An 18,245-nucleotide genomic window follows, 5' to 3' on the forward strand; every position below is an offset into this window, starting at 1 on the left:
TCAAATGGTGGTTTTGTTCTGAAGTGTCGTCAAGGAATCCAGCACTTCCCTGGCGTGACCGTTTGGTCGAACTGCCACCCAGCGCTCACGTAGAACGCCATCGGGGTCGATCAGGAAGGAGTGGCGCAATGAATAGGGCGCCATCCAGGAGCCGTAGGCCTTGCTCACGGTTCCGTCAGGATCAGAGAGCAGGGGAAAACTCAGCCCTTCGCTTTCACAGAAGGATTCGTGCTCGTCGACACTGTCGGCGCTGATGCCGATGACCTCGGCACCGGCCTGAAGAAACTCCGCGTGCAGGCTTTCGAAGCCCCTGGCTTCGATGGTGCACCCACCGGTGAAGTCTCTTGGGTAGAAATAAACCGCCAACCAACGACCGCGCAGATCTCCGCTGCTCCAACGGTTACGGTCGGGTTCGGATTGGCTGGATCCGGGCAGATCGAAGTCGGGCACTGTGCTGCCCGTTTCCAAAACAACACCCCCGAGAGCCGATGCCCGCGAGGGTGAAAGCGTTAGAGCTGCAAGGAAAAGGCCGGACTTGACTAGTAATTCCCGCCGATTCACCCGTTCAAAATCTCAGATCTTGGCCAGGTTAATGCCCAGAGACTTGGCGTAGGCGCCGAGGCCTTTCTTCTGGATGGTTTTGAGGGCGCGGGTGGTCACGCGCAGCTTCACCCAGCGGTTGCCTTCAGCCCACCAGAGGCGACGCTGCTGCAGGTTGGCCTGCTGCAGCTTCTTGGTGCGGATGTGGGAATGGCTCACGGCCATGCCGTTGTTGGCGCGAGTACCGGTGAGCTGACACACCCGTGACATGACGATGTCCTTCTACTGAGAGGTTGTTTGGAGCTGAATTAACAGTTCCAAACAACCAAGTTAGCAAAAGGTCTTCACCTCAAAGGCCTCTCTGCATCAGAGCACCCATCAATTCAGCACTGCGGGTCTGGAATCCGCCAAGTTCATTGGGCTCCAGACCGCCCACGCCTAGCCGAGCCATGTCATAAAGATGACGGGCCACATCCTGGGCGAGGCTTGCTGTGGGTGAGGCTTCCGCCGATCCCACCAGCACGCCACCGGCCCGCAGCTTGAGCATCCCTTCCACCAGGGGATGGCGCCGGTTCACCAGAAGTACGTGATGCTCAGGAAGGCCTGGCAGGCGCTGTTCCATTAAGGCGCCCATGTCGTTCAGCCTGCGCATCTGTTCAGGCAGAAGAATCATCGCCGGAGGTGCCCCTTCCGCTTTCAGGGCCTGTACCTGAACGGTCACCTTCTCATTGGCCAGGGATTCCTTGATCAGATCACGCAGTCGGTCTGATTCCGTTGTTCCATCTTGATCGGTGAGTTCCGCATCGTTGTCTTTCAGGCTCTCGTCCAGTTCCGAGTCGACGCGTTGGAAGGTGAGTTCCTCGTGGCGATGTTCGAGCCAGGGGATGAACTGAGTGTCGATCACCGTTTCCAGCTTCAGCACTTCCGCGCCTTGGGATGTCCAGAGATTGAGCGCACCAGCCTGGGAAACGTCATCGGTGCTGTAGAGCACGCGCTTGTTCTGATCTGCGGCCAGTCGGCTGAGGTATCCCTCCAGAGTGGTGAAAGCACGTCCATCGCAGGCGATCGGGTCAGCGTCGTCGCCTTCCCCGGCGGCAGCGGTGGTGGCAAACAGGATCAATTCGGCGACCTGCTCGGCGAACTTCTCGTCTTCCATGGCGCCGATCTTCACGAAGGGTGCCAGGGCATCCCACGCCTCGGCATAGGCCTTGGGGTCCTCCTTTTTCAATCCCCGCAGCCGATCTGACACCTTCTTGGCGACAAAATTTCCGATTGAGCGAACGCGTCGGTCGGTTTGCAGAGCACTGCGGCTCACATTGAGAGGAATGTCGGGTGAATCGATCACTCCCCGCAAGGGCAGCAGGTAGCGCGGCACAACTTCCTTGATCGAATCGCTGACGAACACCTGGTTGCAGTAGAGCTTGATTTCGCCCTTCTCCCAGTCGGCACGACCGGTCTGCTTGGGGAAAAAGAGAATTCCCTGAAGGTTGTAGGGGTAGTCGGTATTGAGGTGAACCCAGAGCAGGGGATCGCCTTGAAAGGGATAGAGATAGTGGTAGAGGTCGATGTAATCCTGATCACTGAGATCTCTGGCGCTCTTGCGCCAGGGGGCGTCCATCTTGTTGATGGTTTCACCCTCGAGCTGCACCGGCACTGCCATGAAGTCGCAGTAGGTGTTGATCAGAGTTCGGATCCGTGCCGGTTCCAGATATTCGAGCTCGTCCTCCATTAGGTGAAGGATCACGTCTGTGCCCGGCTGCTCTTTCTCGGCGGCGCTGAGGCTGAAGTTCGGGGAACCATCACAGCTCCAGCGCACAGCTTCAGCGTCGGGCCGAGCTGAACGGGTCAGCAGTTCAACCTTCTCGGCCACCATGAAGCTGGAATAGAAACCAAGGCCGAAGTGGCCGATGATGGCGTCGTTTTCCTGCTTGTATTTCTCCAGGAAATCCTCGGCACTGGAGAAGGCCACCTGGTTGATGTAGCGCTTCACCTCATCGGCCGTCATGCCGATGCCGTTATCACTGATGGTGACGGTCTTGGCCTCCTGATCCACCGTGATGCGAATGGCACCGTCATCCCCTTCGCTGCAATCGCCCGCCATGGCAGCCATGCGGCGCTTGCTGATGGCATCAACGCCATTGCTGACAAGTTCCCGGAGAAACACCTCGTGGCCGGAGTACACGGCCTTCTTGATGATCGGGAAAATGTTTTCGGTGTGGATCTGAATCTGACCCTGTTCCTCCAGCACCGCCATTCCTGTGTCCCGAAAAACCAGACACTAGAGACCGGTTTCACTCCGGCTCAACGGCCTGTTCAGGGGGTTCTCCGTACCTTCATGTGCCCCGCATGCCTGCTCAAGGCGTCTTCTGAAGGTCAGGACGCTCTTCCGCAACGATGGCGCCCTCAACCGGACAGACCTGCAGGCAGATGCCGCAATCGATGCAGGTGTCGAAATTGATCCAGTAAAAGTCTGTCCCTTTCTTGTTTTTTCCATTGCCTTGGTCAATGCAGGCCACAGGGCAGGCATCGACGCAGTCAGCGATGCCCTCGCAAACGTCGGTGACGATGGAATGAGCCATGGAGGACCTGCTGATCTGCCGGATCCTAAGGATCGACCCAATCGAGCTGTAGACCGCCCTGTGCCTTCGCCAGCTGTTCAGCCTTCTCCTTGGAATCCAACGGTTCCAAGGCCAACACAGCGGTGCGACCTTGCTGATGCCAGCCCCGCTGATGCTCCATGGCCGCTTCCAGGCTTGTGGCTGGTGAAAAGGCCACGAGTACATCGGTCTGTTGCTGGTCTGCTGTATCGAATTCCGAGATCAGTTCCCGGATCGGGTCGATCGCCAGGCTGAACCCAGCGCCATAGGCCTGGTGATCGGTCGCGCCGCAACGCTGCACCAGGTCGTCGTAACGGCCGCCACGGGCAATCACCACAGGAGAGCTGCGGCCATCACAGACCAGCTGGAACACCAAGCCGGTGTACAGCTCGAAATGGGGCTGGAATGTCGGGTCGAGCTGAATCGTTACCGACTGATCCTGAGCTGCTTTTGAGAGATGGGCGCAGAGGCGGCGAAGCTTGTCGAACACCGGCTGATCCCCGCCCATGCTGGCGAGCTGGGTCAGGACCTGGTCGGGGGTTCCGCGGCAGTCAAGGAGGGAAAGAAGCCTGGCCTTGGCGTCCTTGGTCAGCTCGAAATTCTCAATGGCCAGACGGTCGAAATCGATCAAGGCTGTACGGATCTGATCGCGCATCTCACCGTTGAACGGGCTGAGAATCAGATCCATCAGAGCGGTGTGGCCGAGCAACAGCCTTGGTTTCTGGCTGGGCTGCAGCTCCAGGGTCTGAATTGCTGCCATCAACAGGCTGAGCAGTTCCATCTCCGCTTCGCTGCCGCTAACCCCGAACAGTTCAACGCCGCTTTGCAGGTTCTCTTCAATCGATTGCCCCCCTTCATCGGCGGAACGGGTGCGGAACACCGTTCCGGAGGCCCAGAGACGCAACGGCCGTTGGCGATCGGCGAATCGTGTGCAAGCCGCTCTGGCGATGGATGCCGTCATCTCTGGCCGTAGCCCGAGAGGGTCATCTGCAACGAGACGAACGATGTCTGAACTGTCGATGGCACCCCCGGCCATCAACGTTGCCAGACGCTCCACCCGCGGTGGCGACACCTCCTCATAGCCCCACAGACGGAAAACCGATGCAAGACGTTCCGTCAGCTGTCGATTGGTCTCCACCTGACGTGGATTCAGATCCTTTGCGCCAGCTGCAGGTTGCAGCGCCATCTCACGTCCTCGCGGCCACGACTCAGGATCCCATGGCCGTGACCTCCGGGGCACCGAAGGCGGCTCCAGGAAGCGGTTTCACCTGAGACAAGCCATCCCTGATTGCGTCATGCAAGCCAGGACCAGCCGCTACGACTCGGCCGCTGGTGAGATCAAAGGGTTGATTCCCATATCCCGTGACGGTTCCCCCCGCCAGATCCACCAAGGCCACGCCCGCAGCCAGGTCCCAGGGAGACAGGCCCCGTTCCCAGTAGCCGTCCTGGCGGCCAGCGGCCACGAACGCCAGATCAACCGCTGCAGCGCCGCCTCGACGAACGCCATGGGTGCGGTGGGTGAACCAGCAGAACTCGGCGTAGTTGTTGTCGAGACGGGTGTGGCGGTCATAGGCAAACCCGGTAACGAGGAGAGCATCCTCGAGACGATCACAGCTGCTCACCTGAAGTGCTGTGTCGTTGCAGAACGCTCCGATTCCCGGCGCTCCCCAGTAGATCTCCTTGAGGAAGGGCACGGCGATGGCACCAAGGATGGGTTGTTGCTCCAGGGTGAGCCCGATCGAGGTAGCAAAGAAGGGATAACCGTGGGCGAAGTTGGTGGTCCCATCCAGGGGGTCAACACACCACCTCAGACCGTCCTGCTGTCCTGTTGCCCCGCTTTCTTCCGCCAGCACGGCGATCTCAGGGGTCTGGTCCGCCAGCATCTCCAAGACGATGCGTTCAGCTGCAACGTCGGCATTCGTCACCAGGTCGCCTATGCGCCCTTTACTTTCGATCGATGACAAGCGTCCGTAATGGCGCATGAGCTCCTGGCCACCGGCCTCGGCCGCCGAGCGGGCCACGGCCAGATAACGCTCTAGATCGCTTGGGCTGAGCCCGCCATCGCGGGCGGCACGGCTGCAGATGGACTCCTGCATGGTCACTCCTCTTCGATGGGAATCCTGGTGGTGACGCGTCCTTTCCCAAAGTGGCGCCCGAATTGCAGCTCGTATACCTCGTCTTCGTCTTGGGTTTCTGCTTCAAGAGGGGCAACTGCCCGGGCCACACAGAGCAGGCCGTAACCCTGGGACCTCAGCTCCTGAGAAAGACCCATGGCCTCGCGCTGGTCGAGGGTTCCGCTTTGCACCCGAACGGCACAGCTGGTGCAGCATCCATTTCTGCAGGAGAAGGGAAGTGGGTCTCCTTGCTCTTCAAAGCTCTGCAGGATGTACTCACCCTCTGGGACGTCGTGGGTGATGGTGCGACCCTCCTGGCGCCAGTGAATGGTGATCCTGTGGCTGGGACGCATAAAGCTCTGCTGGCAGTGCCCTGCTACATTCTCACCTGCCCCATTTAGCCGGTGGAGAGCTGGCCGAGTGGTCGAAGGCGCAGCACTGGAAATGCTGTATAGGGGCAACTCTATCGAGGGTTCGAATCCCTCGCTCTCCGCTTCTCCGGTCCGCAAGGTCCGGATTTTTTTTGTCCATCTGAGGCGGCGCGTCAGACCCACGCACGGCCGTCAAACCTTGGCGAGGCTGGGGCTTGAGTGTTCCTGACAGCTGCGTCGTTGCTGAGGGGTCGAGATCAGCCGAACCGACCGGAGACGTAGTCCTGGGTGGCTTGCTGTTGCGGCGCGTTGAAGATCTTGTCTGTGTCGTTAAATTCCACGAGGTAGCCCACTTTTCCGGTTCCACCTTCGACGGCTTCGGCGTTGAAGAAAGCCGTCATGTCGCTGACACGGACGGCCTGCTGCATGTTGTGGGTCACGATCACGATGGTGAAGCTCTTCTTGAGCTCATGCATCGTCTCTTCGATCTTCAACGTCGAGATTGGATCCAGGGCTGAACAGGGCTCATCCATCAAGATGACTTCTGGCTGGATGGCGATGGTTCGGGCGATACAAAGACGTTGTTGCTGTCCGCCAGAGAGTGAATAGCCGCTCTCATTCAGTTTGTCTTTGCATTCATCCCAAACTGCTGCCTGCCGTAGAGATTGCTCAACGAGTTCATCCATATTTCCCGTATATCCATTGATGCGCGCGCCAAAGGCAATGTTTTCGTAGATGCTTTTCGGGAATGGGTTGGGTTGCTGGAAGACCATCCCGATACGACGCCGCACCTCTACAGGATCAACACTGGAACCGTACAAGTCGACCCCACCAAACAAAATGCTTCCCTTGAGGGAGCATGAATCGATCAGGTCATTCATGCGGTTCAAGGCTCGAAGAACCGTTGATTTTCCACAGCCGGATGGACCGATGAAAGCCGTGACCTTGCCGCGAGGAATGTCGCAAAAAACATTTTTTACGGCTTCAAAGTTGCCGTAGCTGATCGTGACATTCTGCAGCGAAAGTGCAGTGTCTGCGCTCTTCGTGCCGGAGTCTTCGACTGGGGTGATGGTGGTCATTGATTTAAGTAAAAAGCGGTTTATTTGGCTGCAAATCGCGCCAGCCATCGAGATAAAAGATTGAGCGTCAAAATCATCATTACTAGTACGAACGATGCGGCCCAGGCCAATTCGTTGTGAAACTCATAGGGCATGATCGCAAAGTTGTAGATCATCACGGAGAGGGTTGCGATGGGAGCGAAGATGCCCTCGGGTGTGAGCAGATCTGACCAGAACGGTGAGAAGAGTGCCGTGAAGATCAAAGGAGCCGTTTCCCCTGCGGCTCTTGCGATTCCAAGAACCACCCCTGTAGCGATCGGGGTTAAGGCTGCAGGGAGTGTGATTCGCACAACAGTGACAAATCTGGATGCCCCCACTCCCAAAGCACCACGACGCAGGTCATCAGGAACCAGCTTCAGACCTTCGTCGGTCGTTTTAATAACTGTGGGGAGCATCAAGACAGCCAGGGCCATGCCCCCCGCAACGGCGCTGTAGGCGTTCCCGAAGAGAATTCGGCTGGTGACGATGGTTCCGTAGATGAACACGCCAGCAATGATCGATGGCACACCAGCCAACACATTGGTGCCGAATCGAATGAACTGAGCGAACCATCCTGAACGGGAGTATTCGGCAAGGAAGATCCCACCTCCGACGCCCACTGGAATGGCAATCAATCCAGCGATGCCTGTTACGACGAGGGTTCCAATAATCGCGTTAGCGATACCGCCTTCCTCCAGTCCCGGAGGTGGTGGAAGTTCCGTCAGCAGGGCCAGACTGATCTTGCTGCCCCCTTGTACAAGCACGTAGCCCAAAACCAGGACAAGGGGCAGAACAGCGATAACTGCAAATAATCCCGCCAAGAAGGAGAGAAGACCGCTGCGGATATTTCTGCGCAGAAACGGCTTGTAGCTCAGATCAGGAGCTGAGTCGGATCGGGTGTGGGTGAGCGTTTGCGTCATGTCAGTACTTCAGGCTCAAGCGCTTCACAATCCACTGGGCAAAAATATTCACGCACAACGTCAGGATGATCAGCACAAATGCTGCATACATCAGCGATGACACTTGGGAACCATCCGCTTCACCAAACTGGTTAGCAAGCATCGCTGCGATGGTGTTGCCCGGTGCCAAGAGCGAAAGGCTGAAATTGTTGGAATTGCCGATGATCATCGTGACGGCCATGGTCTCGCCCATGGCTCGGCCCAGTGCCAGCATCACGCCACCAATGATTCCGGAAATCGCTGCCGGAAGAATCACATTGATGATCGCTCCCCAACGTGTTGTCCCCACGCCATAGGCCGCTTGTCGGAGTTGTGTCGGTACCTGATTCAGACAATCACGGGAAATAGCCGTGATGATCGGAAGGATCATCACCACCAGGATCAACACTGCTGGGATGGTGCCTGGACCCATCGGCGGTGTGCTGAAGAGGGGGAACCAATTGAAGAGCTCATAGAGAAGCTCAAGCCCCGGACGGATGAATGGTTCCAACACAAAGATGGCCCACAGGCCGAGTACCACGGATGGGATTGCGGCGAGAAGTTCAACCATCAAGCCGATCAGACTGCGAATCCGGCTGGGGATGATGTTTTCGGTGATGAAGATGGCTGTTCCAACCCCCAAGGGCACAGCGATCATCAAGGCCAGCAGTGATGTAATCAGGGTGCCGTAGATGGCTGCACCGGCGCCGTACTCGTCATCCACAGGGTTCCAATCCGAGGTGATCAGAAATTGCCAGCCGTAGCGGGCCATGGATTCCAAGCTTCCTTGGAAGACGACGATCAGGATGGAGAACAGAACGATCGCCACCACCGAGGCCATGGCAATGGCCAGATTCTTGAAACCGACGTCCACCAATTTTTCGAACGGTGGACGTCTTCGGAACAGGTATCGCTTGTCCGGGTCGGACATTTACCCAAAGGCGCGCCTGTACAACGTATGTCCCGATCCTCTTGACATGATTAAGAACGCCTTAAGCGATGGGCTCTGTTCTGCCATTTATCGCGACTGGGGCTGGAGCAGGTTGGAAGCTGCCGTTAGCGTGGAGATCAAGCTTTAAGGGATATGGGGCGGATCGTCGGCATCGATCTGGGGACCACCAATTCGGTTGTCGCTGTGCTGGAGGCGGGTCGTCCCCATGTGATTGCCAATGCCGAGGGCGGACGAACCACCCCATCCGTAGTGGGTTACACCAAGGATCAGGAGCTGCTGGTGGGGCAGCTGGCCCGACGCCAACTCGTGCTCAGCCCCCGAAACACCTTTTCCAATTTGAAGCGGTTTGTTGGTCGTGACTGGGACGAGTTGGAGGACAGCAGCCTGTCCGTGCCCTACACAGTTCGTGCTAACGACCAGGGTCAGGTTCGCGTCCCCTGCCCGGTGACGGAGCGGGAGTATGCGCCCGAAGAGATTGTCGCCAGCATCATCCGCAAACTGGTCGACGATGCATCGACTTACCTAGGCGAGCCGGTTGAAGCGGCTGTTGTGACTGTTCCGGCCTATTTCAATGATGCGCAGCGTCAGGCCACCCGTGATGCCGGACGGTTGGCGGGCATTTCAGTGGAACGCATTCTTAATGAGCCCACCGCCGCTGCTCTCGCTTACGGATTTGATCGCAGTGCGGTCAAACGGGTGCTCGTGTTTGACCTGGGTGGAGGCACATTTGACGTGTCGCTGCTGCGCATCGCCAATGGCGTCTTTGACGTCAAGGCGACGAATGGAGACACCCAGCTCGGTGGCAACGATTTTGATCAACGCATCGTCAACTGGCTGGCCGATGCGTTCGCTGAGGAGCATGGCGTTGATCTGCGGCGGGATCGTCAGGCCCTTCAGCGATTGACGGAGGCTGCTGAAAAAGCGAAGCAGGAACTCTCCGGTGTGCTGAGCACCCCGATTTCGCTGCCGTTCATTGCTACCGGCAGTGATGGTCCGCTGCACATTGAAACTCGTCTGGACCGTGCCACGTTCGAGGGTCTCTGCCCGGATCTTCTCGACCGTTTGCTGAGTCCGGTGCAAGCGGCACTGCGCGACTCGGGTTGGTCTGCAAACGACATTGATGACGTTGTGCTGGTGGGGGGCGCCACCCGGATGCCCATGGTGCAGCAATTGGTTCGCACCCTTGTGCCCATCGATCCCTGCCAATCGGTGAATCCCGATGAGGTGGTGGCGATCGGTGCTGCCGTTCAGGCGGGGATCCTCACAGGGGAACTCAGGGACCTGCTGCTGAACGACGTCACACCTCTCTCGCTCGGACTGGAGACGATTGGCGGACTGATGAAGGTGCTGATCCCTCGCAACACTCCGATCCCGGTGCGCCAGTCCGATGTGTTCAGCACTTCGGAAGCCAATCAGTCGTCCGTTGAAATCCATGTCTGGCAAGGGGAGCGCCAGATGGCATCGGACAACAAATCACTTGGTCGTTTCCGCCTCTCCGGCATTCCACCGGCTCCGAGGGGTGTGCCTCAGGTGCAAGTGGCGTTCGATATTGATGCCAATGGCCTGCTTCAGGTCAGCGCCACCGACCGCACCACGGGGCGCAAGCAGTCGGTTTCGATTCAAGGCGGTTCGAATCTCAACGAGGAGGATGTGACCGCTCTGTTGGCGGAAGCGGAGGCACGGGCCGATGAGGATCGGCGCAAACGCAATCAAATCGAGCGTCGCAACCGTGCCCAAACGTTGCTTGCTCAGGCGGAACGGCGTCTGCGGGACGCTTCGCTGGAGCTGGGGCCCTACGGCGCTGAACGGCAGCAACGGGCTGTTGAAATGGCCATGCGCGATGTGCAGGACTGCCTCGCCAACGACGACCTCCAGGAGCTGGATCTGTGTGTAAGCGGTCTTGAGGAGGCCCTCTTCGGTCTGAACCGTCGTCTTTCGGCGGAACGTCAGGGCGATGGCAGTCCGCTTCAGGGGATTCGCAACACCCTCGGTTCCCTCAAGGATGAGCTGTTTGCCGATGATTGGGATGACGACCCCTGGGGTCCCCCCAGTCGTCCGGGTGAACGCGGTCGAGGCCTGAGCCGTCGTGACTCTGCACCTTGGGACGATGACATCTACCGCTGATCCTGATTATTGGTCTCTGCTGGGGGTTGATCCCGACTGCACGGATCAGCAGCTGAAACGTGCCTTTCGCCGTGAGGCGCGCCGTTGGCATCCGGATCTGAACAGCAATGATCCCGTTGCAGAGGATCGCTTCAAGCTGGTCAATGAGGCCTATGCGGTGCTCAGTGATCCCCGCCGCCGCGATGCTTGGCAACGGGGCGGTGGTACAGCTGTGGGCGTTGCCGATCCCTTCGCGCATGGGTTCCCCGATTTCGAGGACTATCTCGACGTGATTTTTGGCGGGGGGGCAGGGCCATCAACGGCTGAGTCCGACATGGAGCCGGATCCACCCTTCCGGGGTGATGACGTCAGAAGTGAAACCAGAAGAACTGAACCTCCGGTGTCGGCACCGCCGCCGCCACCGCCCGTGCGTGCTGTGGAGGATCTCGAATCGGTCGTTCATCTCACCGCTGATCAGGCTCTTCAGGGCACCCAGGTGGAACTGACGCTCGACGACGGCACGGTGATCGAGTTGAACACTCCGCCCTTCGCTGGTGATGGCTGGCGACTTCGACTTGAGGCCGTTGCCCCGGGGGGGCGTGATCATTTCCTGCAGCTCCGGGTTGTGACCGAAGACGGGCTTCGGATCGATGGACTTCGCGTGCTCTACAAGCTGCTGTTGTTTCCGCCAGATGCTGCTCTGGGCTGCGCTGTGGATGTGCCCACGCTGGATGGGCCCGTGACGCTGCAAGTTCCTCCCGGTTCATCGAGCGGACGCTTGTTGCGACTTCGTGGTCGTGGGCTGCAGCTGGAGAACGAACGGGGGGACCAACTGGTGGAGATTGTTGTGGTGATTCCTTCAGATCTGGGCGATGCGGAACGGGCTCTTTATCGCCGCCTTCAGGAACTGGCGAGCGAATCCGAGCAGGTTGGATGACGATGGGTGAGACTCCGGTCCGATTGATCTGACGTTTTCTCGATGCGCGTCCACGTCCTGCTCTTTGATGCCGGTACGGATAGTGAAGGCATCCACTCGCTTGAAATTGCCGGACGCACTGTGGTTCTTCTGTTTGAGAACCCCGACGATGCCGAGCGTTATGCCGGTCTTCTGGAAGCGCAGGACTTTCCGGTTCCGACGGTGGAGGCCCTGGACCGTGAAGACGTGGATTTGTTTTGTCGTGAGGCCGGCTATGAGGCCCGCGTGATCGAGTCGGGTTTTGTGCCGAGCAATGACGAGGAGCGCCTTTTCATGGCGCCGCCGCAGAGCAACCGCGATGTGAGCAGCTGGAAGGACGACACCAACCCTGACAACCCAATCCCTGAACAACACGCCGCTGAACCTGCGCGCCAGGGACTGGAGACCGAGCCCGAGTCAAATCCTGAACTCGATGAACTGCGTCGGCGGCTGGAGGGGCTGCTCTGAACCATGGCTCTGTTTGACCCTGATCTCCAGCCCTCCAGCGACCGCGGCCATCTGCTGACCGAGCAGAGCAATCAGCGCAGTTCACGCTTGGATCAACTCGACACCCTCGAGCTCGTCGCCCTGTTTGCGGACGAGGATCGGCGTCCCCAAGAGGCTGTCGCCGCGGCCGCTCCTGACCTTGCTCAGGCCGTTGATGCCGTTTCTGAGCGACTTCGTGTCGGCGGTCGTCTCTTCTATCTCGGTGCTGGCACCTCAGGCCGGCTGGGGGTCTTGGACGCCGCGGAGTGCCCACCCACTTTTTGCAGTGATCCCGAGCAGGTGCAGGGGGTTCTCGCTGGTGGTTCAGCAGCGCTGTTGCGCAGTTCCGAAGGGCTCGAGGATGTTGAGGCTGCCGGTCGGGCTGACCTGGAGGAGCGGGGGTTTTGCTCCAAGGACTGTCTTGTGGGGATCGCCGCAGGTGGCACCACGCCATACGTTCGCGGCGGTCTGGCGTTTGCGACAAGCATTGGCGCTCTGGCGATTGCCATGGCCTGTGTTCCGACGGAGCAGGCTCCCCTTCCCTGCGATATCGACATTCGTCTGCTCACCGGCCCTGAGCTGCTGACTGGATCCACGCGGATGAAGGCCGGCACGGCCACAAAACTTGCCTTAAACACGCTGTCGACCTCGGTGATGGTGAAGCTCGGCAAGGTCTATGGGAATCGGATGGTGGATGTAGCCGCAAGCAACAGCAAGTTGGTGGACCGATCGCTGCGGATCCTGAGGGATCTGGCCGGTGTCGAGCGGGAGCGTGGGCTGACGCTGCTGGAGGACGCCGGCGGATCGGTCAAACTCGCTTTGTTGATGGCTGCTGCTGACTTGCCTGTCGACCAGGCATGTGCGCTGCTTCAGCAGCATGACCAGCAGCTTCGCTCGGCACTGGCCTCCTGCGGAGCTCAGCTGATGGAGGCCTGATCGAACGATCCCCAGTAAGGGGAGGTGAACAGATCGAGCTTTGATCGGGTCTCGGCAGGCACCTGCTCCTTGGGCGTGATCAAGGCATTGGCGAGGGCTGTGTGGGCCGTCGAAGCAGGAGGCTTTTGCTTCAGCTGCTGCATCAAACCGCTCAGGATCGGTTCGGTGGCCGAGGCATTGGCCTGCAGGTTGCTAATCACCATCTCCACAGAGACCGCGTCATGGTCTTCATGCCAGCAGTCAAAGTCGGTGACCATGCTCAGGGAGGCATAGGCCAATTCGGCTTCCCGGGCCAGGCGGGCCTCGGTGTGATTGGTCATCCCGATGACTGAACAACTCCAGGAGCGGTAGAGATTGCTTTCGGCCTGGGTGGAAAAGGCTGGGCCCTCCATGCAGAGATACGTTCCTCCGCGATGCAGCTTTTGCCCCTTCGGCAAGCCCTTCTCGGCGGCATCGGCCAGTAGGGCACTTAACTGCGGGCAGAAAGGTTCGGCAAGGCTGACGTGAGCCACACAGCCGTTCCCGAAAAAACTGGATGGCCTTTGACGCGTGCGGTCAATGAACTGATCCGGTACGACCATGTCCCGCGGATGCAAATGGCCCTGGAGTGATCCAACCGCGGAGAGGGAGATCAACCAGCGCACCCCCAGCGAACGCATCGCCCAGATGTTGGCCCGGTAGGGCACTTCACTGGGCAGCAGCTGGTGATGCCGGCCATGGCGGGCCAGGAAGACGGTCTCGACCCCCTCAAGCTCTCCCAATCGCAGTTGATCGGATGGCGCCCCGAACGGTGTTGGTATCGCACGTTCTTCCACCTGGCTCAAGCCGGGAATCGAATACAGGCCGCTACCGCCGATGACGCCAACCCGGGCTCCCTCGAGATCTGCCATGCCACTACTCTCACTACACTCCAGTTTTGCTCGCGCGATCATGACTAAGGCCTTGATGGACACCGAAGCAGGCCTGATCGAGCTCGAGCTGTTTGATGCCGATGCCCCGAACACTGTCGCCAACTTCGTGAAGCTGGTGAAAGACGGCTTTTACGACGGCCTGGCCTTTCACCGGGTGATCCCAGGTTTTATGGCCCAGGGAGGATGCCCCAACAGCCGTGAGGGCGCCCGCGGTATGGCTGGAACCGGAGGTCCCGGTTACCAAATCGATTGCGAGATCAACCCGCAAAAGCACCAGGCCGGAACCCTCGCCATGGCCCATGCCGGCCGCAACACCGGTGGTTCGCAGTTCTACATCTGCCATGAGGCCCAGTCCCACCTCGACGGTGTCCATACGGTGTTTGGCCACACCGGCAACATGGATGTGGTGTTGAAGCTCTCCAACGGCTCACGGATCAACAAAGTGACGATCCAGGAGGGCTGATCAGCGCCGCGTCCAGTGCAGGAGTGACGGGCCGTTTTCGATCAGTCCGTCACTGCTCATGTCGATCAGCTCATTCAGCTGATGCTCCACCCGCTCAAGATTCTGGGGCGGGTGGAGTGCCATCCGCTCGGTCGGAACCCGCATAAGTCCCACCCGTTCGGTAGCTGCCAGGGCCGCCAGGCTTTGCAGCAGGGGGCTGGCATCCCTACCATCTGGGTACAATTTCCAGACGAATTGCGGACGGTCCCAGAGCGCCAACAGACGGGGCTCATGCAGGGCCTCGAGGCTGAAGCCATGGCGATGCGCGATTCCCTCCACTTCCAAGCGAACGGTGGGCCAGCTTTCCGGGCCAACGTTCACCGCCAGCGCCAGAACCACACAAGGACTCTCAGATTCGAAGAGATGTCCGAGCTTCTCCCGCTTGGCCGCTAGGTAGTCGGCGTTATGAATGCCTGGGTCCATCACCAGCGGCACCCGTTCTTCTACCTGAAGGCCATAGCCACCAAGTCCGGCAATCTTGCGCGGGTTGTTTGTGAGCAGGCGCAGCCGATGGATGCCCAGGTCAGAGAGAATCTGGGCGCCGACGCCGTAGTTGCGGAGATCCGCTGGGAAGCCGAGGCGTTCATTGGCTTCAACGGTGTCTAAACCTGCTTCCTGAAGGCTGTAGGCCTTCAGTTTGTTAATCAGGCCGATGCCACGACCTTCCTGCCGCAGGTAGACGACTACACCCTCCCCTTCCGCTTCGATCTGGCGCAATGCCGCCTCCAGCTGGGGCCGGCAGTCACAACGCAGCGAGCCAAAGGCATCACCGGTGAGGCATTCGGAATGCATGCGCACCAGTACGGGCTCACGCAGGGCATTCGGCTCGCCCTTGATCAGAGCAACATGCTCGGAACCATCCAGTTCGTTGCGATAACCCACCGCCTGGAAGGTCCCGAAACGGCTCGGCATCTGTGCCTGGGCCAGTCGGCGGACAAACCGCTCGTTCTCCAGCCGGTAACGGATCAGATCCGCAATGCTGATCAGCTTCAGCCCCCACCGATCGGCGTAGCTGCGCAGCTCCGGCAGCCGGGCCATCGAGCCATCGCTGTTTTGGATTTCGCAGATCACCCCCGCAGGGCTGAGGCCTGCCAGCTGTGACAGATCGACGGCGGCTTCAGTGTGGCCAGCGCGCTTCAGCACGCCACCAGGGCGGGCGCGTAAGGGAAAGATGTGCCCGGGTCTGCGCAGTTCAGCCGGCCGCGTGGCCGGATTGAGCGCCACCTGAATTGTGGCGGCGCGGTCTTCGGCGGAGATTCCAGTGGTCACCCCATGCTCAATTCCGGCATCGATGCTCACCGTGAAGGCCGTTTCGTTGGCGTCGGTGTTGCGATCCACCATCAGCGGCAGATCGAGTTCATCCAGCCGTTGTCCCTCCATGGCGAGACAGATCAGGCCCCGCGCCTCGGTGGCCATGAAGTTGATCGCTTCTGGAGTTGCGAACTGGGCAGCGCAGATCAAATCACCTTCGTTCTCCCGCTGTTCGTCGTCCACCACGACAATGCACTCACCATTTCGGATCGCCGCGAGGGCATCGCTGATGGCATCAAACGCGATGGGATCGTTCGCGGGGTCAAGGGAACTGGGGTTCAGGAGCCTGGTCGCCGGTTGATGACCTCATTATTGATCTCTGTACGATCAGCCGTTGGTTGGTTGATTCAATGGCAGGCAACAAAGCGTCGGCGGTTGAAGCGATGGCAACGTTGAAGGGCGGACGGGTTGCTGTCATTGGCGCCTCCGGCTATGGCGGCCTTCAGACCATCCGCCTGCTGCAGGGACACCCGGGTCTTTCCGTCAGTTTTCTCGGCGGTGAACGCAGTGCCGGCCAACGCTGGAGTTCTGTTTGTGCCTTCCTGCCCCTGCCGGATGACCCGATGGTGGAATCGGCAGACCCCGACCGGATTGCGGCCTGCTCCGACTTCGCGGTTCTGAGTCTTCCCAACGGCCTGGCATGCCAATTGGCGCCACAACTGCTGGAGCGTGGTGTGCGGGTTGTGGATCTTTCCGCCGACTTCCGCTACCGCTCCCTCGACCAGTGGCTTCAGGTGTATGCCAATGAGGCCGGGTCTCTCAATCGAAAGGATGCCGAGCTCTGCAGCAATGCTGTTTATGGCCTGCCTGAGTGGAACGGCCCTGCGATCGCCGAGGCGAAGTTGGTGGCGGCTCCCGGATGTTTCCCCACCGCGAGTTTGCTCCCCTTGCTCCCTTTTCTCAAACAAGGTCTGATTGAGACGAACGGCATCGTGATTGATGCCAAGACCGGCACCTCCGGTGGTGGACGGGTGCCAAAGGAAGCGATGTTGCTGGCGGAAGCCTCGGAATCCATTGCGCCCTATGGCGTGATCGGTCATCGCCACACCTCAGAGATCGAACAGATGGCAACGGAGGTGGCTGGGCAGGAGGTGCGTCTTCAGTTCACGCCGCACCTCGTGCCGATGGTTCGAGGTCTGCTTTCAACGGTGTATGCCCGACTGCGCGACCCCGGCCTCACCGCTGAGGATTGCACCACCGTTCTGGACGCCATCTACAGGCACCATCCCTGCGTTGAGGTGCTCCCAGTGGGCACCTACCCCGCCACCAAATGGGCGCGGCACACGAATCGCGCCCTGCTGTCAGTTCAGGTGGACACCCGCACGGGCCAGCTGGTGTTGATGAGTGCGATCGACAACCTGATCAAGGGCCAGGCGGGGCAGGGCGTGCAATGCCTGAACCTCATGGCCGGCCTCGCGCCTGAGACAGGTCTGCCTCTGCAGTCGTTCTATCCCTGACGCCAGGTTGGCTTCAGGCCAGCGAGGGCAGCCGGCAAGAGCAGGTGTTCCTGTTCTTGGATCCGTTTGGCAAGCGTGGCGTGGTCATCACCATCGAGAACGGGGACGGCGGCCTGGGCCAAGATCGGTCCGGCATCCAGCTCCTCGGTGACGATGTGAACCGTGCAGCCGGTGAGCTTCACTCCGGCTTCTAAGGCCTGACCCACCGCGTCCATGCCGCGGAAGCTGGGCAGCAGCGATGGGTGGATGTTGATCAAGCGTTCTGAAAATCCGCTGATTAAGACATCGGTGACGATCCGCATCCAACCCGCCATCACCACCAGCTCCACCTGGTCGGCGCGGAACAGGTGCACCAGTTCGGCGTCCAGCTCGCGTCGGTTCTTGAGCAGACGATGGTCGAGCACCGACACAGGAATCCCGAGACGTTCGGCGCGTTGCTGAGCTCCACAGCCTGGATTGTTCACCACCAGCCGTTGAATTCGTGCATTGAGTTTCCCCGCCTGGATTGCTTGGGCCAAGGCTTCGAAGTTGCTGCCGTTTCCGGATGCCATCACCCCCAGCTGCAAGGGGGCCTGGTCAGCTCGAATGTTGTGGCTAGGGTCAGTCAAAGCGGGGTCCGGTCCATGTCCCATCTCTCCATCCTGCCGACTGTCTTTACCGATCTCGAGCGACTTGTGCGGGCCCTGCGTGATGAGGGCTTCAGTGTTGAGCGAACGACCGAATTGCAGGGTTTTGCTGACGATTCCCACACCGTTGATGTGCTTGCTGTTCATGGCGATGCCCTGCCCCTCGGCTGGACCCAGCGGGAGGACGGCACGATCGTGATGCATGGCGACATTCAACGGATCAGCCGCCAGCCGGGGCTTGAACAGCGGTTGCAGCGGGTGACGCGTCGCTATGCCCTGCTTCATGCCATGGACGAGGTGCGTTTCGGTGCGATGGGATCGGCCGACCTGATCGTGCAGTCCCTCTGAC

20 protein-coding genes and 1 tRNA gene are annotated in these 18,245 nt (G+C 59.6%); 8 read left to right on the forward strand and 13 right to left on the reverse strand.

All coding sequences use genetic code 11. The annotated features are described in order from the left end of the window. The 7 genes from FZZ92_RS03090 to FZZ92_RS03120 form a co-directional block, all read right to left on the reverse strand. Entirely contained in the window at positions 1 to 561 is a 561-nt protein-coding gene (locus FZZ92_RS03090) for a peroxiredoxin (RefSeq protein ID WP_226397598.1), read from the reverse strand. Positions 562 to 573: 12 nt separating this feature from the next. Next, positions 574 to 810: a 50S ribosomal protein L28 gene (rpmB, locus tag FZZ92_RS03095; protein WP_006850205.1), complete on the reverse strand. Its 237-nt coding sequence runs from the start codon at positions 808 to 810 to the stop codon at positions 574 to 576. Positions 811 to 889: 79 nt separating this feature from the next. Beyond that, complete coding sequence (gene htpG / locus FZZ92_RS03100; protein WP_226422548.1) at positions 890 to 2,794, reverse strand: molecular chaperone HtpG; 1,905 nt, start codon at positions 2,792 to 2,794, stop codon at positions 890 to 892. A gap of 100 nt (positions 2,795 to 2,894) precedes the next feature. Then, positions 2,895 to 3,119 (reverse strand): ferredoxin family protein, encoded by a 225-nt coding sequence (locus tag FZZ92_RS03105; protein ID WP_115022046.1) that lies wholly within the window; start codon positions 3,117 to 3,119, stop codon positions 2,895 to 2,897. Between the two features lie 25 nt (positions 3,120 to 3,144). Continuing rightward, the gene (locus tag FZZ92_RS03110; RefSeq protein WP_226397601.1) at positions 3,145 to 4,323 is read right to left on the reverse strand and encodes an ATP phosphoribosyltransferase regulatory subunit; all 1,179 of its coding nucleotides are present in this window, start codon (positions 4,321 to 4,323) and stop codon (positions 3,145 to 3,147) included. 22 nt (positions 4,324 to 4,345) lie between these two features. Further along, complete coding sequence (locus tag FZZ92_RS03115) at positions 4,346 to 5,233, reverse strand: inositol monophosphatase family protein (protein WP_226397602.1); 888 nt, start codon at positions 5,231 to 5,233, stop codon at positions 4,346 to 4,348. Positions 5,234 to 5,235: 2 nt separating this feature from the next. After that, positions 5,236 to 5,604, reverse strand: a complete 369-nt coding sequence (locus FZZ92_RS03120) for a 2Fe-2S iron-sulfur cluster-binding protein (RefSeq protein ID WP_115022051.1) — start codon at positions 5,602 to 5,604, stop codon at positions 5,236 to 5,238. Between the two features lie 53 nt (positions 5,605 to 5,657). On the opposite strand from FZZ92_RS03120, the gene FZZ92_RS03125 reads away from it, so the two are divergent. Continuing rightward, positions 5,658 to 5,744 (forward strand) — tRNA-Ser (locus FZZ92_RS03125). A gap of 135 nt (positions 5,745 to 5,879) precedes the next feature. Here FZZ92_RS03125 and pstB read toward each other — a convergent pair. From pstB to pstC, 3 genes are read right to left on the reverse strand one after another with little or no spacing between them, the layout of a single operon-like run. Beyond that, entirely contained in the window at positions 5,880 to 6,701 is an 822-nt protein-coding gene (gene pstB, locus FZZ92_RS03130; RefSeq protein ID WP_226397764.1) for a phosphate ABC transporter ATP-binding protein PstB, read from the reverse strand. A 20-nt stretch (positions 6,702 to 6,721) separates the two neighbouring features. After that, positions 6,722 to 7,639 carry a phosphate ABC transporter permease PstA gene (gene pstA / locus FZZ92_RS03135; RefSeq protein ID WP_115022054.1) on the reverse strand — a complete coding sequence of 306 codons (918 nt, stop codon included), beginning with the start codon at positions 7,637 to 7,639 and terminating at the stop codon, positions 6,722 to 6,724. Position 7,640: 1 nt separating this feature from the next. Then, the gene (pstC, locus tag FZZ92_RS03140; RefSeq protein ID WP_115022056.1) at positions 7,641 to 8,588 is read right to left on the reverse strand and encodes a phosphate ABC transporter permease subunit PstC; all 948 of its coding nucleotides are present in this window, start codon (positions 8,586 to 8,588) and stop codon (positions 7,641 to 7,643) included. A 153-nt stretch (positions 8,589 to 8,741) separates the two neighbouring features. On the opposite strand from pstC, the gene dnaK reads away from it, so the two are divergent. The 4 genes from dnaK to murQ are packed head-to-tail and all read left to right on the forward strand — an operon-like array spanning position 8,742 to position 13,089. Continuing rightward, on the forward strand, positions 8,742 to 10,733 hold the full coding sequence (dnaK, locus tag FZZ92_RS03145) for a molecular chaperone DnaK (RefSeq protein ID WP_115022057.1): 1,992 nt from the start codon (positions 8,742 to 8,744) through the stop codon (positions 10,731 to 10,733). Then, on the forward strand, positions 10,717 to 11,649 hold the full coding sequence (locus FZZ92_RS03150) for a DnaJ domain-containing protein (RefSeq protein WP_226422549.1): 933 nt from the start codon (positions 10,717 to 10,719) through the stop codon (positions 11,647 to 11,649). The genes dnaK and FZZ92_RS03150 overlap by 17 nt, the downstream gene beginning before the upstream one ends. 42 nt (positions 11,650 to 11,691) lie before the next feature. Next, positions 11,692 to 12,135: a DUF3110 domain-containing protein gene (locus tag FZZ92_RS03155; protein ID WP_226422550.1), complete on the forward strand. Its 444-nt coding sequence runs from the start codon at positions 11,692 to 11,694 to the stop codon at positions 12,133 to 12,135. Between the two features lie 3 nt (positions 12,136 to 12,138). Beyond that, entirely contained in the window at positions 12,139 to 13,089 is a 951-nt protein-coding gene (gene murQ / locus FZZ92_RS03160; protein ID WP_226422551.1) for an N-acetylmuramic acid 6-phosphate etherase, read from the forward strand. Here murQ and mtnP read toward each other — a convergent pair. Beyond that, positions 13,071 to 13,979, reverse strand: coding sequence for an S-methyl-5'-thioadenosine phosphorylase (mtnP, locus tag FZZ92_RS03165; protein ID WP_226422552.1), 909 nt, complete (start codon positions 13,977 to 13,979; stop codon positions 13,071 to 13,073). The two genes, murQ and mtnP, sit on opposite strands and share 19 nt — an antisense overlap. A 40-nt stretch (positions 13,980 to 14,019) precedes the next feature. On the opposite strand from mtnP, the gene FZZ92_RS03170 reads away from it, so the two are divergent. After that, positions 14,020 to 14,463 carry a peptidylprolyl isomerase gene (locus FZZ92_RS03170; protein WP_115022066.1) on the forward strand — a complete coding sequence of 148 codons (444 nt, stop codon included), beginning with the start codon at positions 14,020 to 14,022 and terminating at the stop codon, positions 14,461 to 14,463. Here FZZ92_RS03170 and ribBA read toward each other — a convergent pair whose 3' ends face one another. Continuing rightward, positions 14,464 to 16,059 (reverse strand): bifunctional 3,4-dihydroxy-2-butanone-4-phosphate synthase/GTP cyclohydrolase II, encoded by a 1,596-nt coding sequence (gene ribBA, locus FZZ92_RS03175; protein ID WP_226422682.1) that lies wholly within the window; start codon positions 16,057 to 16,059, stop codon positions 14,464 to 14,466. It abuts the gene before it with no gap. A 137-nt stretch (positions 16,060 to 16,196) separates the two neighbouring features. On the opposite strand from ribBA, the gene argC reads away from it, so the two are divergent. Then, positions 16,197 to 17,270 carry an N-acetyl-gamma-glutamyl-phosphate reductase gene (gene argC / locus FZZ92_RS03180; protein ID WP_226422683.1) on the forward strand — a complete coding sequence of 358 codons (1,074 nt, stop codon included), beginning with the start codon at positions 16,197 to 16,199 and terminating at the stop codon, positions 17,268 to 17,270. On the opposite strand, the gene purN is transcribed toward argC, so the two are convergent. After that, positions 17,261 to 17,821 (reverse strand): phosphoribosylglycinamide formyltransferase, encoded by a 561-nt coding sequence (gene purN, locus FZZ92_RS03185; protein ID WP_370629797.1) that lies wholly within the window; start codon positions 17,819 to 17,821, stop codon positions 17,261 to 17,263. The two genes, argC and purN, sit on opposite strands and share 10 nt — an antisense overlap. Before the next feature lie 72 nt (positions 17,822 to 17,893). Here purN and FZZ92_RS03190 point away from each other — a divergent pair, with 72 nt between their 5' ends. Continuing rightward, entirely contained in the window at positions 17,894 to 18,244 is a 351-nt protein-coding gene (locus tag FZZ92_RS03190; protein WP_226422553.1) for a DUF1257 domain-containing protein, read from the forward strand. Position 18,245 lies beyond the last annotated feature (1 nt).

The organism is Synechococcus sp. MU1611 (genome assembly GCF_020514255.1).
GTDB lineage: Bacteria > Cyanobacteriota > Cyanobacteriia > PCC-6307 > Cyanobiaceae > Parasynechococcus.